Below are 15,053 nucleotides of genomic sequence, written 5' to 3' on the forward strand. Positions count from 1 at the left end.
TTTCAAAATTATATAAGATTACAAAAAAAATGACAAATTAAATTAATTTAATTTCCTTACCATTTTTAATAAATTTATTATTATGACTAATTTCTATAAAAAATGCCTCATCTTGAACTTCTTTGATTGCCAATTTTAACAAGTCAAAGGCTTCATTTTCAATGTTTTCAAAGGCTTCATCCAATAAGATTAGCTTATACTTTTTAGTAAATAATGACATGATATTTATTAACTGTTTTTGCCCAGATGATAATTCAGTATCACTTCTTAAAATTGTTCTATCTAAATATAAATTAAATCTTTTAAAGATTTGTTCTAAATTATATTTTTGAAAGTTATAGCAAAATCGTTCTACTCTATAAGGTTCATTGTTAGTGATAATAGATAATATTGTGTCATTTCTTAAATTTAGGTCATTGTTGTTAATAAAAACATGGTTTCTTCAAGAATTACTGTTGAAGTATGATAAATTTTTCTCATTTATAAATATTTCTCCTGTATTGGGCTTGTATAGTTTATAAATTAATTTATATATTGTAGTTTTACCCGAACCATTTTTTCCAGATAAGATCATATGGCTAGTAGAATCAAAGCTTAAATTATTGATTATCTTTTTATTTCCCTTGGAAAGACCGACATTGAAAAATTCAATCTTTTCTATTTTTTCATTGAAAATATATGAATCTTCTTCCTCATCTTTTCAATCCAAAATACTTCTAATTTTAGAAACAAAGATCTGATTTGTTTCTCAACTATACATTATTTCAATAATTGTTTCAATAGGAGAATTTAAATATGAAAAAAAGGAAGTAAAAAGTAAGAGATTACCCAATGTTAAAGAAGTCTTAATTGATAGATAACTTCCTATGAAAATAATCATCAAGTTGCTAAAATTCTGAATTGCTTGTTTTAAAATTGCTCTTATATTATTTTTATTCAAAAACTTATTATTTAACTTAAAAAATGTATCAATTTTTCTTTGATATATTTCGAAATTATATTTTTGATTAGATGAATTCTTAGATTCAATGAAATTATTGAAAATTTCAATATTTTTATTCATAATTTCAATATTTTGGTTAATGGAATAATTATAAAAACGCTTTAATTTATTTTTGAAAATAAAACTGATTAAAAAATTACTGAAAATAAACGAAAACCCAATTAAAAATAATCTTCAAGATATAAAATTCATAATAACAATCATAGCCAAACTGCAAATCGAATTAATTGAGATTAAAATAAAAATGTTTGTTTGAAAATTAGCAACAACAGGAACGCTTTCTATTCTTTGTATAAATTCTCCGATATTGAGATTTTCTTTATTTTTTAATTGACAAAACATTATTTTCTCATATATTTGTTCTAAAAGATTTCTTCATATTTTTAAAACAATTCGCTTTTTTAATAAATTAATTAAAAATGAGGCAAGGATTTTAACAATATTTATTCATATAAAAATAATAGTCAATTTAAACAAAAATTCATAATTAGCAAAGCCTCATACTTTATCAATAATCAGCTTAAAATAAAAGGAACTTGCAAAAAAGGTTGCTTGCAAAATCAAAGATAAAATAAAAATGAAAAAATATTTCTTTATACTTATTAAATCTAAATCTATTACACTTTTTTCGTAATGTGAATATTGAAAACCTTTTATTGGACTAATTTTAATTAAGATACCAGTAAATTGTTGTTCCAATTCATTGATTGTTAAAATAATTCTTCCTTTAGCTGGATCAAGTAAAACAAAATAGTTTTCTGTCCTTTTTTGAAGAATAACATAGTGAAAATAACCATTATTTTTTAATAGCAAAATCATTGGTTCTGTATTTTTCAATTTAAGAAATGATTGATAATTGCCCTTTAGAGGCTCTAAAATTAATCCAATTGTTTTTCCTAGCCTTATTAATTCATTTATAGAAATTCCCTTATCAGAATAGTTTACCTCTTGAGAAAGAAAATTTATGTCGATTCATTTTTTAAAATATTTTTTATGCATAGATTGTAAGCAACAAAGACCACAATTCCTAATATTGTCTTGTAATTTTATTCTCATACTAGAATTATTTCTCTTCTTATTTTTTTCGTTTTTAAAATAGGAAAAAAATGAGAAAGTATAAAATTAAATATTAATTTTTGTAATGGTGCTTAATGTTATAATTTTATTTATGAAAAATTCAATTAAGAAAAAAATATTATTAACATTGGCTAGCATTTCAACTTTGGTAGTTCCATTAACTGTTATTTCATGTGCTAAATATCCAACAATTGAAGTAAAAAAAGAAAACTTGAAATATGATGAACAAGAAAAAATCTTTAAAATTCCTGAAAGTGCATCTTGATTTCATGATTTTGTAAGATTAAACCCTAACCCAATTCATCCTGAAGACCCAGCTTATGACATTTATGTTTATAAAAAAGGTGAAAACGGTGAAAAATTAAGAGATGAAAATGGAGAATTTATCATTTTAAAAGACGAGAAGACCGGCTTTGAAAAAGTAAATAATACTCATAAGCCAGCAAAATTTCTTCCAACATATGATAAATACTTTAATTTGGGTAATTTAAGTGCTAATTATGACTTTAGAATTGGTGCTTGAACCGGTGAAGAATTTGCCAAACATTATCCTTATGCAGCCAGCAAATCTTTTTATAAACAACATTTAAATAAGAAAAACATCTTGTTTTTCACAATTTATTATGTAACTAAAGACGGTGAATTAGCTAATGGATTTGAAGAATTTGCCAAACAATCTGATCAATTTTTTAATAAGACATTTACAACTTTAGAAAAAGCTTGATGACCAGTTTTACCAGGAATGTTTGAAGGTGGTCAAAATTGGAAAAACCAAATTGATCCTATTGTTGTTACTTTCGAAAGAGAATAAGAGGTTTATTAATATGAATAAAATAAGAACACGTTATGCTCCCAGCCCAACAGGTTATTTACATATCGGGGGAGCAAGAACAGCATTATTTTGCTATTTATTTGCCAAACATTATAAAGGGGATTTTATTTTCCGTTTAGAAGATACTGATGTTGAAAGAAATGTTGTGGGTGGAGAAGAAAGCCAATTAAATAATCTTGCTTGATTAGGAATAATTCCTGACGAAAGCCCTTTAAAACCTAATCCACTTTGTGGAAATTATAGACAATCTGAAAAACTTGCTATTTATCATGAATTAATTGATCAATTAGAAGCTAAAGGCTTGGCTTATAAAGCTTTTGAAAATACTGAAGAATTAGCCAAACAACACCATGAACAAGAAGAAGCTGGCATAGCTTCATTTAGATATGATCCTAATTGATTACAAATTTCCGAAGCTGAAAAACAAAGAAGATTAACCAACAAAGAATATTCAATTAGATTAAGATTACCAAAAAACAAAATCTATGAATGAGATGATATTGTAAGAGGTAATATTTCTGTTAATAGCGATGATATTGGGGACTTTGTTATTTTAAAAAGTGATGGTTATCCTACATATAATTTTGCAGTAGTAGTTGATGATCATCAAATGTTTATTAGTCATGTTTTAAGAGGTGAAGAACACATTACTAACACCCCTAAACAATTGGCAATTTACGAAGCATTTGGTTGAATTCCTCCTAAATTTGGACATTTAACAATTATTACTAATATGGAAGGCAAAAAATTGTCTAAACGTGATAAAACAATGAAACAATTTATTGAGGATTATCGTAATGAAGGATATTCACCAGAAGCCATTTTTAACTTTTTAGCTTTATTGGGTTGAACGGCAGCTGATGCAAGTGAAGTTATGAATAAAGAAGAATTAATTGAGAAATTTGATCCTGATCGATTATCAAAAAGCCCTTCGAAATTTGATATTGTTAAAATGGAATGATTTTCAAAACAATATATGAAAAATGTGCCAAATTTAGACATTATTAATAAATTAGACTCACCAAAAGATGAATCATGAAATGAATTATTTGTTGATACTTACAAACAACAATCAGCAACTATAAATGAAATTAAAAATCACTTAAAAATGTATTTAGAACCTAAAAAAGAATTAGATATTCCTTTTGAAAAAACTAATGTTGTTTCATGTTTTTTTGACATATTAAAAACAAAGACTTTTGACATTGTATCAATTCAAGAAGCAATTGACGAAACTAAAATTAAGTTAAATGTTAAAGGTAAAAATTTATTTATGCCAATAAGAATAGCAACCACATATGAAGAACATGGGCCAGAATTAGCAAAAGCAATTTATCTTTTTGGAAAAGAATTAGTATTTGAAAGATTAGCAAAATGAAGTTAAAGTTTCAATCAATTTCTTCTTCTAATATGATGAAAGATCAACCAGAACAAATTTTTGAAACTGATTGAATTGATTATTCTGAAGAAGTTAAAGACAAGTTTTTAGTTATTGAATTTATTGATCAAACAAATACACACCACCATTTAGAAATATCTTCAGATGAAATTAATTTTAAATATGGTGAACAAAAAGTTCATATGACATTGCAAAACCGCGAAAAAGGTTTATTTAAAAATCCGGTTAAAGACATCTTTTTTGATTGATATTTAAAATCTGTTTTTATGAGTAAAGAAGTAATTAAATTTAATTACGACATCCTAGTTGATGATCAAATTATTACATCAAATGCAGTTGTAATTGAGACAAAAAACATTTAAATTAAAAGCTTATATATAAAATGCTTTAACAAATTAAAGCATTTTTTTATTGCAAAATTGTAAATCCTAAATTTATTTATAAAGAATTTATTTTGATTTAAGGTTATATTTTTTTATTTTGATAATAAATTTGTGGTTCTAGGTGGTTTTGCATTTGTTTATTATTATGGAGATATTTGTAGTTTTAACACATCTCTTTTAAGGCATTTATATTATATTGTTGCTAAAGACGGATAATACATGAAAGACATTTAAAAACTTTTTAGATAATTTTAAGCGAAATTAATATGCCAATAAATAACATGAAACCCCAAAATTTAAATGATTGAATTCAATGAACTACCATTATTATCCTTTGGTTGGCATCATTTTTCATGGACCTTTTTTAAAAAAAATAAAAATTCCAAGATTAATTAAAATCTTAGGATTCAAGTTTTTTACTTTATATTTTAATTATGAAAGATTAGATCTTCTCCCTTTCTTAATAACTTAAATTTAATTCAGATTCGCTTAAACCTTCATGTTTTGCAATAGTTAATAATTGTTTTCTTAAACTTTGGACAATCATCTCCCCCCTTTTTAGAAATTCACTTTTTAAAAGAATTTCATTAGTAGTTGATGAATCATTTTTCAAAAAAGTTTCATCAATAATTTTGAAGTTTCTTTGTCATTGTACATGATTAATATTGTCAATAATTAATTTAGTATTTTGTTCATATTCTTTTTTAAATTCTTCATATTGATTGGCTTTTTCTTCGATCATTTTTTGATGTCATAAGCCTAGTTCATTAGTCAAATTTATAATTGCATGAGAATGATTATGGGAGTTTTTGTCTGAATCAACATTTAAGCTATTTAAATCAGCTTTAGTAGTCAATTTTTGAGCATCATAAATGTGTTGTTTTACGAATAATCAAACAGCATTTATTGCTCTTTGAAATAAAGATAAATTAATGTCCTTGCCAGATAATCGATCATCAATAGTTTTTAAATATTGCAAAAATTCTTTTGATTCGAAAACCAAATTGATATCTACTAAAACTGCATCAACATCTTGAAATACTAATGTATATTTATATAAAAACAGGGCAAAAGGATTATGTTGTAATTCATTAGCATTATTAGATAACCAATTTCTAACAAAATTTAATAAAGATTGACGATTTTTTTCAATTGTTTGTTCCGTAGCAAGATTTTTTAATTTATTTTTAAGGATATTATAATGTCTTTTTAAATCCACTCATTCCAAACGATACTGACGGTAATTTGCTTTTATATCAACATAAAGTTGAAGAATGTCCCTTTCATAAAGTTTTTCTAATTCTTTTACAGCTTCATTTTGAAAAACAAATTTAGGGGTTTCTTCTTTTTTAATTATGTCATCATCAATGTTTTCTTCATAATCAATTCTTTTGCAAGCAACAATATTTGATAAAAGCGGCATTAAAACTATTCCACTAGTTATTCATAATCAATTTTTCTTTTTCATTAAATATCCTTTATTTCTATTTTGTCTATACTAAACATTTTTTTGTCAATTGATGTATCATATCCTTTAAAACCATTTCAATATAAATATAAACTCGCTTTTTTAGTTTCATCTTTGTTTTTAAAATCAAAATCATTTTCATTAGCATAGCACATAAAATCCAGTTTTAAATGTAATCGGCCAATTTGGTTAGTATCATTTAAAATTTCAATATCAATTCGTTTAATGCCAGAACGGATTTGATTTTCTTTGGTTTCAAGGGCATAAGATAATCAATAATTATTAATAAAAGCAGTTAGCAATTTGATTTGATATGAATCATTTTTTAAATAAGAGGATTCAAAATTACTTCGAATGTCATTGTTTCAATATTCAAAAGATGATTCTAAATGATTTCCAGCTTTTTCTAATAAATCAAAAGCAATTGAATTAGGAATTAAAAATTCTTGAAGCGAAATCCCATTAGGTATTGGACCTAAATCAGGTTTATAATTATAAAAATCGTTGGAAGTTAAATCATTTTCATTTTTATAAGTAAGTATTCTTCCTTTTAAACGGTGCCCATGATCATCAAAATTAGAACTTAGTCATACATAATCTTGATAAGTGTTGTTTTTTTTGTAAACTCTTACAACTGCTTTTAATATTTGATCAGTCTTTAAATAATCGGTATATTTAAAATCTATTACTTGATAATAAGCATCTTCATCTTTTTTATTCTCAGGTATTTGAATATGGAAAATTTCATCTTTGAAAGTTTGAAATAAATACATTAATCCCCTGGTATTTCAATATTCAAAACTTTTTGCACCTTTAATAAAATAGTTAATGTTGTCAACAACATTTAGATATTTTTTGCCGTCAATTTCTAATAATGGATTTTCAATATATTCATTAAATAATGGCAGTTCTTCTTGTAAACCCTCTTGTCCTATTCCAAATTTTTGATCTGTTTGATAAGTTCTAAAGCCGTTAATATAAAAAGATAACTTTCTATTTTGTGGATTCAAAATTGATTTATTTTCAAAATCTAAAATATCTTTAAATTGAAATTTAATATATTCACTTGATTGTGAATAAGATTGAACAACTTTAGCATTGTCTCAGTCAATCACAACTTTGGATACATTAATGTTGAATTTGTTTAAATATAAAGTTAAAAAAGTTTCGAAAATTTCTCTTTGTTTTAAATGTGCATTATCTAATCAGGTAGTGGCTTGGATATAAAATGTCTTAAAAAAATCTCTTAGCAAAATTGCTTCATTATTTTTATTGACCATTCTTCTTTGATTCATAAAAAAATAATTTGTATTGGCATCTTGAATCATTCGAAAAATAATTGTTTGCATATCAAAGAAATAAGGATCATTAACCCGATCAAAATCCTTATTTTTAATTGAAGATAATAAAGAAACCCATTCATCATTAAAACCATTTGCATTGTCAATATCATCAAAACTATATTCTGTCATCATTTCATTGACATTTAAAAGATCATCATTTTCAATAATTTTTATGTTATCTAATTGATTAACAATTTGTTTTCAATATTGTTGAGTGTGGAAATCAAAAACAAATTCACTTTGAAGATTATTTTTTGATAAATGGATTTTATTATTTTTAATAATGGCATTATCAAAATAAACCTTTTTTTGTCCTTCAAAATAATAAAATAATTTCTCATTATTATGCAGAGAAACAATTTGATTAGGAGTTAAATTTTTTAGATATTTTCTAGAAATTTTATCAATATCTAAATAAGCAGTCTTGTTTGTGCAACTAATTGTTATCACAGGAGTTATTACACTAGGTATAATTCCAACAATAAAAAGTTGTAATTTTCTTCTCATTATATATCCTTTTTTACAATTTTTATTATACTTTAAATAGATAAATAATGTATAATTTTATAATATTTAATCAAAAAAAGTAGAAGTTGAGGTTTATAAAATGTTTTTCGGAATTGAAAAATTTCAAAATAATTTGGATTTAACCATTTTTATAAATTTGTTAATTTATATTGTTGTACTCCTAGGAGTGCCAACAATCTTTTTAGCATTTTTATCTCTATTTAAAATTAAAACTTCTAATAAACGTTCAATTTATTTATATGCTTTTTCAACAGGAATGTTTTTAATAATAGGAGCTGCTGGGTTTATAAAAGAAGGCTTTTTTAAATTGGAATATTATTTTCATGACCCTAAATCTGGAGCTCAAATAACTCAAGGAAGTTTAATTAAAGAACAAGGCTATATTGCATTAATAGTTGGAGGAGCTGCTTTAATTGGATTATTAATTGTGATTGTGGGAAGATATTTATTTATTAAGTATTCTAAAGTCGAAATGCATGCTCATCATAACGAACATGCCCATTCTGACCATTTAGTTTCATTTAAAGATATTGACAATCCCAAAGCTGCCTGAACTGCTATTTTAATGCTTTTAAGTCACAGAATCATTGATGGTTTAGTATTGGGAATATCAGTATATCAATTAACAGCCTTAGGGTATCATAAAGCTAATTTAGCCTTAATTATTACTTTTAATGTGCACTTATTAATTGAAGTTATTATTGTGTTTTATCGTCAAATTCAATATGGGCAAACTAAGGGCAAAGCCATTTTATATAATTTCATTACATTAATTTTGATTATTCCAATTATGTTTTTAGGAGCATTTTTAGGTCAATATATCAATAATATTCAATGATTAGAACCATTTTTATACTGCATGGGGGGAGCAATTATTGTCTTCATGTCAATAATTGAATTAGTTCCTGAATTTATTCATTATCGAAATGAAAGCCCAAAAACCATTTATATAACATTATTTGTCTTGGCAATTTCAATTGTTTTAACTTTAATCTTTTTAAGTTTCCATACTCACAATCAATCTTCGGGTTCAATTACAGGTGGAATTGAAATTGTAAAAGAATCAAGGAATTGGGGAACGATATTATGAAGAAAAATTTAAAAGGAATGTGAATATTTGGGGGCTTATCTTTGTTATTAGGAATTATTCCTATTAGCTGCAATCTAGCCAAAAAAAATGATTATAATGCTTTGCATGATAATTATGTAACTTGAATTAACAAGCCTAATATGGCTAAGGATTTTTCTTATGCTTATAGCAATAATTATGATGATAATTTAAGGGATATTAATTTGCTAACTGGAAGTAAAGTTTTTCGAATTGCTAGTCAAAAATCACCAGTGATGGATTTTAGAGATAATATTGTTTTACAGCCAAGTGAGCTTTGATATAAAATGGAATATGCTCGGGAAGTTTTAATTGAAAGTTGATCAAATGAGATTAACAAATATAGTGTTCATTTATATAACAATGATCGCATTAAAAAAGTGAATTTAAATGAAACATTAGAAGAAGATAAGCAGCCAAATGAATTTTATCCAAATAAGGATAAAGGTAATGGTTTTAATAATCCTTATATTTTTGTGCCTTCTAGTTTAGAAAATTCTATTAATCATTCTAATTTCTTTAATTCCTTGAAATTCGCCCGTTCAATCACTTTAAATTTTGATTCACCTGAATGAAATGTAATTAATAATTGAATTACATATGAAGGAAGCAAAACTAAATATAAAGTAAAAGCAGTTGACTTTCGATTAGGTTTATTAAAAACAGCCTTGCAAAATAAAGCCTTTCGTGATGAATTTTATGATCGTTTTCACATGAATAAAGCTAAGGCAATTGAAAAAGAAATTTACACCGAAGACAATCCTTATTTAAATGGCCCAAGTTTGCAAAAACTATTTCAAAATTATCAAATTAAATATGATGATCTATTAAATCCCCAAACTTTAAAATGAACCAAAGATTCAAGCATTATTAGATTTGAATTAAATTCCGATTTACAACAAAGAGATTTAACCGGTTTTTTTGATACTATGTTTATTTATTCGAATTATATGGATGCCATTCCTTATGTTTATTTAACTGAAAAATATAATACAAATGATCTATTTAGTGATGACATATTTAGTCAATGATTTTTTAATTATGGTAAAACCTATAAAGATCGTTTATATTCTTCATATTATTTAATTCACTCTGATGACAATAACCAAACTAAATTATGAAGAAACACACAATACAAAACTATTACGGGAACTTGAAACACGACAAAACATTTAAATGAAATTATTTTTAGATATAATCAAATTCCTTTAAACCAAGACACCTTTAATATCCAAATGTTAAGTGCCTTTAAACAAAATATTATTTCTGATATCAATGTTTCTAATTTATCCATTATTGAAAGAGAAGAAATCCTAAAACAAAGTAACCAATTTAAATTAAATTACTTTAAACTTTATGAAAAATACAAGCCTCATAATAATTTAATTTTAAATATTATCCCAAAACAATCAAAAAGCTATTATTTTAATAATAATTTTGCTAAATTGTATTATCAAACTAATATTAATGATTTACAAAACAATAATATTGATTTAAATAATATTTTTAGTAATAAAGCAATGATTTTTAGAAGTTTAATTAACAATGTAATAAATAATTATACACTTGCTAAAAGCATTAATTTTGAGCCTTGATTAAGCCAAGCTCCTTTGGATTTAAAGTTTGTATCAAATAATTTAAATAATACTAATTATCAATATTTAAGAGAAGCTCATTTAAATTTAAATAGACAAAAAGTTTTATCAACGAATGAAGATAATAAATTAATTTCAATTAATAAAACCAATATGGTTGATAATAAATTAATTTATGAAAACCTTGATAGTATCACGAATTTAAAAGCTAAATTAAAAAGTGCTGATTTTGATTATGTTAAATCTACTTTAAAAAACATGATTAATGAATATTATGTTTTAAATTCTAATTCAAAAAACATTGAATGAGATATTCCTATTTTGGCTTTTGAATTAAATAAAAAACAACAACAAATTATTCAAGAATTGCCAAATATATTTAAAGATATTGATAAACGTTTACAACCAAGAATTATGCTAATTAACAATTATGATTTATACAAAGAGTATTTCTTATCTTCAAAATCAATTTACATTGAAAATAAATTTAATTTATTAGAATCGAACACTACTTCATATATTTTTGAATTATTAAAGGCTAAAAATCATTTCTTATTGTTGTATTTGTTGTATATTTATAATCATCAACAAGAAGCTTTTAATTATTTAAATAAATTATCAAAAAGCTTATTTAATAAATTAAAAAGTAATCCTAAATATAATCTTATTTTTAATTTGGAAAATTGAGAATTGAAAAACATCAATAGCAATGTTTTTCAATGAAATGATGAATTAGAAAATGTCATTTATCAATATTTACAAGAGCTGATAAAAACAAATTTTAGTACTGAAGATATTGTTTGATTAATTAATGAAATCAATAATTTATTAAGCTTTAATATCGATTTCAATAACAGCGTTTCTATTGTTAATTACAATAAAGTGGCATTACAAAAATATTTTATTAAACCATTTGCTTATGATGGATTAAATTATTTGCAAGATATAGTGATAGGAGAATAAATGAAAAAGAAATTTTTATTAGGATTGGGATTAGTAGCTTCTGGTTTAATTACCCCATTAATTGCTGCTAATTGCCAAGGAAATACGCCAAAACAAAATACCCAAAAGTTAACTCCAACTCAAATTCAACTGATTGAAAATAGTTTTGTCTTTGAAAAAACTACTGAGGGGAATACTAAAAGTTTTGATGAATTATGAGATATTTTGGTTAACAAATTTAATTATTATTCAAAAATTAATTTAGCTCATATTAAAAATGATCCTGAATTAAAGAAATTAGTTCATATTGATTTTGTGGATATTAACAATATTCAAGTAGGACATAATTTAAATATTACTTTGACCCAAAGTCAATCAACAAAACAAATTTATTTAAAATGACAAGTTAGTTGTGAAGCCTTTGGTATTGAAGGAACTGGAAAAGTTGTTTTAGAATAATAAAAATGGAGAAAGATAATAAATCTCCATTTTTATTTTATTTAATTAGTTTTGCTAGGTGTCTTAATGTTCTTATGTATTGGTTTACAAATGAACTTTCATTATCATATCAAGCATAAATTTTGTAAAGTTTTTTGCCATCTACTTCTAAAACGCTAGTTAATTGTGCATCGAATACTGAACCAGCTTTGCTTCCAATAATATCGCTGGAAACAATGGGATCCTCAGTGTAAATTAATGAATCTGAAGCATTAGCTTTCATTGCTTTATTAATTTCTTCAACAGTTGGGCTTGATTTTAATTCAACACTTAAGTCAACTAATGAACCAGTAATAGTAGGTACTCTTAAAGCAATACCATTCATTTTACCTTCCAATGAAGGAATAACTTTTCCAATCGCTTTAGCAGCTCCAGTTGTGGTTGGAATCATATTTGAAGCAGCAGCTCTGGCTCTTCTTAAGTCTTTATGAGGAGCATCTTGTAATCTTTGATCGGCTGTATATGAGTGAATAGTAGTCATATAACCTTTTTCTACTCCAAATTCTTTTTCTAAAACATTCATAACTGGTGCTAAACAGTTAGTTGTACATGAAGCAGCTGATAAAATGTCGTCTTCAGCAGTGATAATGTTTTCATTAACTGAATAAACAACAGTTTTAATGCCATCGGTTTTAGCAGGTGCTGTAATTAAAACCTTTTTAGCTCCTGCAGTTAAATGTTTTTGGCTAGCTTCAGCAGTAACAAATCTTCCAGTTCCTTCAACAACAATGTCTACATTGTATTGTTTTCATGGTAATAATTCTGGTTCTTTTTCAGCAAATACAGGGTATTCTTTACCATCAACAATTAAAGAATTTTCTGTATGAGAAATTTCCACATTCATAATTCCATGAGCTGTATCATATTTTAATAAGTGTGCTAATGTAGCTGCATCAGTTAAATCATTAATAGCAACTACTTCTAAATCATTATCGTTGTAAATGGCACGGAAAATTAGACGTCCAATTCTACCAAAACCATTAATTGCAATTCTTGTTTTTGACATATTTTGTCCTCCAATAATTTAATTATTTATTAATATAAATTATACATTTATTATTAAGGTTTTTTGTTTTTAAATATTAAGCATTTTTATTATCAGCTAATAAAAAAAGAAAAAGACTTATTCTTTTTCTAATTTATTTTTATGCTAAGTATGGAATATGAATTAATTTTAATTCTGATTCTCAATTTGGGTTATTTTTAAATCCAATTTTTATTAAAACGTCAATTTCTTTAGAATTTTCACTTAAATTTATTCTTGAAATATGAGCTATATATTTATTGGTGTCAAAACCGGTTAATTTAATTAAATTATGGTTTTTATTTAATTCTTCCATGGTCTTGTTTTGTGTTACAGTCCCTTTTATTTTCACTATTTCTGTTTTTAATAATTCTTTAATCTCTTTTAGTCTTGCATTGCTTGAAGCAACTGAAATAGCTATTTCTTTAGTTTTATAGATACTTGGTTCCCCAATTAGATTTATTTTAACTAAAACCTTAGCATTGGTATCATCTACTTTTGTAATACCTAAAATATTGGTTGCTACAACACTATCATGATATCCAGAAACCTCAATTAATGATTTGTTGTAATTTAGTTCTTCTAATGAAATTCCTGATAAATCATTAATTGTTAATTTGGACAATTCTTCATCAAGAATAGCATTTAATGATTTAGTTTCAACTAAAATAGATTTTTCTAGTGATGTTACATATCTATTTTCTTTTGAACTGGCTACAACAACAACATTGATATGGTTATCATCAGCAATACTTACATGTTTAATAGCCATATTAGCTTTTTCTACATCATAACCAGTTAAGTTAATTAATGAGTTATCTTGGATTAACTCAAATGCTGTTTTATCAGTTATAGCATTTATTTGTACTTTTTCTACTTCGGCATTTAATAAGTCATATGTTTCTTTTAAGGTTTGTTTGGAAGCAACAATAATAGTTTTTCCTTTTGAATATGAGGCTCAATATGAACCATTTTTTAAATGGACAAAGAATGAAACATATGCATGTGTATCATCAATTTCAACAACATCAATAACTTTAGGATTAACTTTAGTTTGATCATAACCAGTTAAACTAATTAAAGAATGATCATTTTGCAATTCAGTTGTTGTTTTGTTTGCCGGGAAAGATAATTGAACCTTATCAATTTCCGATTTTAATAATTCTTCAAATTCTTTTCTACGCTCTAAACCACTTAATTTGATATCAATTTCTCTGATTGCAGATTTTCTTGGATCAGCATACAATGTTGCTATGAATTTAACATTAATATTATTTTCATCAATAATGCTGATATTAAAAATTTTTGCTATGATTTTATCTTGATCATATCCTGCATATTTTATTAATGAGTAATCATTACATATTTCTGATGCTGTTTTTCCTTCTGTTGCAAAAGCAACAATTTTAGATAATTCACTTTTTAATAATGCATTTTCATGGATTGTTGAGTTATTATTGTTTTTCTCACATTTACTTGCAACAATTGGTAATGAAAAAATAGGTGTGATTGTTCCAATTAAGCCTAAAGCTAATTTTATTTTTTTAGTCATATTTTTCCTTTCACTATAAAATATATTTTATTGTGAAACAAAGGATGCACTTTCTTTTCCAAAAAATGTTAATTTAAGCAATGTTTTTCAACAAAAAAATGACCAAAACAAAAAAAAAAAAAAACGAAGTAAAATATTATCTTCATTATTTGATTTGAGGTTGGAATATTAAAAAATTTATTTACAAATTAATAATGTTCATTGCCCAAACTGGGATTTTTTTCAACTAGTTATACTGCTAAAAGTAAAGTATAAAAGGACTAAAACATATAAAACAATTTGTCTTCAACTACTAAAGAAT

General features: G+C 24.9%; 11 protein-coding genes. 6 read left to right on the plus strand and 5 right to left on the minus strand.

All coding sequences use genetic code 4. The features are described 5' to 3' along the window. Positions 1-37 precede the first annotated feature (37 nt). The gene (locus T401_RS06365) at positions 38-2,059 is read right to left on the minus strand and encodes an Mbov_0121 family peptidase domain-containing ABC transporter (RefSeq protein ID WP_084274522.1); all 2,022 of its coding nucleotides are present in this window, start codon (positions 2,057-2,059) and stop codon (positions 38-40) included. A 112-nt stretch (positions 2,060-2,171) separates the two neighbouring features. Between T401_RS06365 and T401_RS06370 the strand changes: the two genes are divergently transcribed. From T401_RS06370 to T401_RS06375, 3 genes are read left to right on the plus strand one after another with little or no spacing between them, the layout of a single operon-like run. Continuing rightward, positions 2,172-2,891, plus strand: coding sequence for a hypothetical protein (locus tag T401_RS06370; RefSeq protein WP_033178547.1), 720 nt, complete (start codon positions 2,172-2,174; stop codon positions 2,889-2,891). Positions 2,892-2,904: 13 nt separating this feature from the next. Next, positions 2,905-4,296, plus strand: coding sequence for a glutamate--tRNA ligase (gltX, locus tag T401_RS0100560; RefSeq protein ID WP_033178548.1), 1,392 nt, complete (start codon positions 2,905-2,907; stop codon positions 4,294-4,296). Then, entirely contained in the window at positions 4,287-4,673 is a 387-nt protein-coding gene (locus tag T401_RS06375; protein WP_052169625.1) for a hypothetical protein, read from the plus strand. The genes gltX and T401_RS06375 overlap by 10 nt, the downstream gene beginning before the upstream one ends. Positions 4,674-5,154: 481 nt before the next feature. Here T401_RS06375 and T401_RS06380 read toward each other — a convergent pair whose 3' ends face one another. Continuing rightward, positions 5,155-6,162, minus strand: coding sequence for an HxHSH motif-containing lipoprotein (locus T401_RS06380; RefSeq protein WP_033178549.1), 1,008 nt, complete (start codon positions 6,160-6,162; stop codon positions 5,155-5,157). After that, positions 6,162-8,012 carry an MAG3240 family lipoprotein gene (locus T401_RS06385; RefSeq protein WP_033178550.1) on the minus strand — a complete coding sequence of 617 codons (1,851 nt, stop codon included), beginning with the start codon at positions 8,010-8,012 and terminating at the stop codon, positions 6,162-6,164. Before T401_RS06385 ends, T401_RS06380 begins: the two co-directional genes overlap by 1 nt. A gap of 100 nt (positions 8,013-8,112) precedes the next feature. Here T401_RS06385 and T401_RS06390 point away from each other — a divergent pair, with 100 nt between their 5' ends. Genes T401_RS06390 through T401_RS0100590 form a run of 3 tightly spaced genes read left to right on the plus strand, consistent with a single transcriptional unit; the run spans position 8,113 to position 12,137 of the window. After that, positions 8,113-9,135: a ZIP family metal transporter gene (locus tag T401_RS06390; RefSeq protein WP_052169626.1), complete on the plus strand. Its 1,023-nt coding sequence runs from the start codon at positions 8,113-8,115 to the stop codon at positions 9,133-9,135. Next, positions 9,120-11,699: an OppA family ABC transporter substrate-binding lipoprotein gene (locus tag T401_RS06395; protein ID WP_033178551.1), complete on the plus strand. Its 2,580-nt coding sequence runs from the start codon at positions 9,120-9,122 to the stop codon at positions 11,697-11,699. The genes T401_RS06390 and T401_RS06395 overlap by 16 nt, the downstream gene beginning before the upstream one ends. Next, on the plus strand, positions 11,700-12,137 hold the full coding sequence (locus T401_RS0100590; RefSeq protein WP_033178552.1) for a hypothetical protein: 438 nt from the start codon (positions 11,700-11,702) through the stop codon (positions 12,135-12,137). It begins immediately after the preceding gene. Between the two features lie 37 nt (positions 12,138-12,174). Here T401_RS0100590 and gap read toward each other — a convergent pair whose 3' ends face one another. Both gap and T401_RS06400 read right to left on the minus strand, forming a co-directional pair. Then, positions 12,175-13,182, minus strand: a complete 1,008-nt coding sequence (gap, locus tag T401_RS0100595) for a type I glyceraldehyde-3-phosphate dehydrogenase (protein ID WP_033178553.1) — start codon at positions 13,180-13,182, stop codon at positions 12,175-12,177. Positions 13,183-13,321: 139 nt separating this feature from the next. Further along, positions 13,322-14,752, minus strand: a complete 1,431-nt coding sequence (locus tag T401_RS06400) for a hypothetical protein (RefSeq protein ID WP_033178554.1) — start codon at positions 14,750-14,752, stop codon at positions 13,322-13,324. Positions 14,753-15,053: the final 301 nt, after the last annotated feature.

The organism is Mycoplasma anseris ATCC 49234 (assembly GCF_000702805.1).
Classification (GTDB): Bacteria; Bacillota_I; Bacilli_A; order Mycoplasmatales; family Metamycoplasmataceae; genus Metamycoplasma; species Metamycoplasma anseris.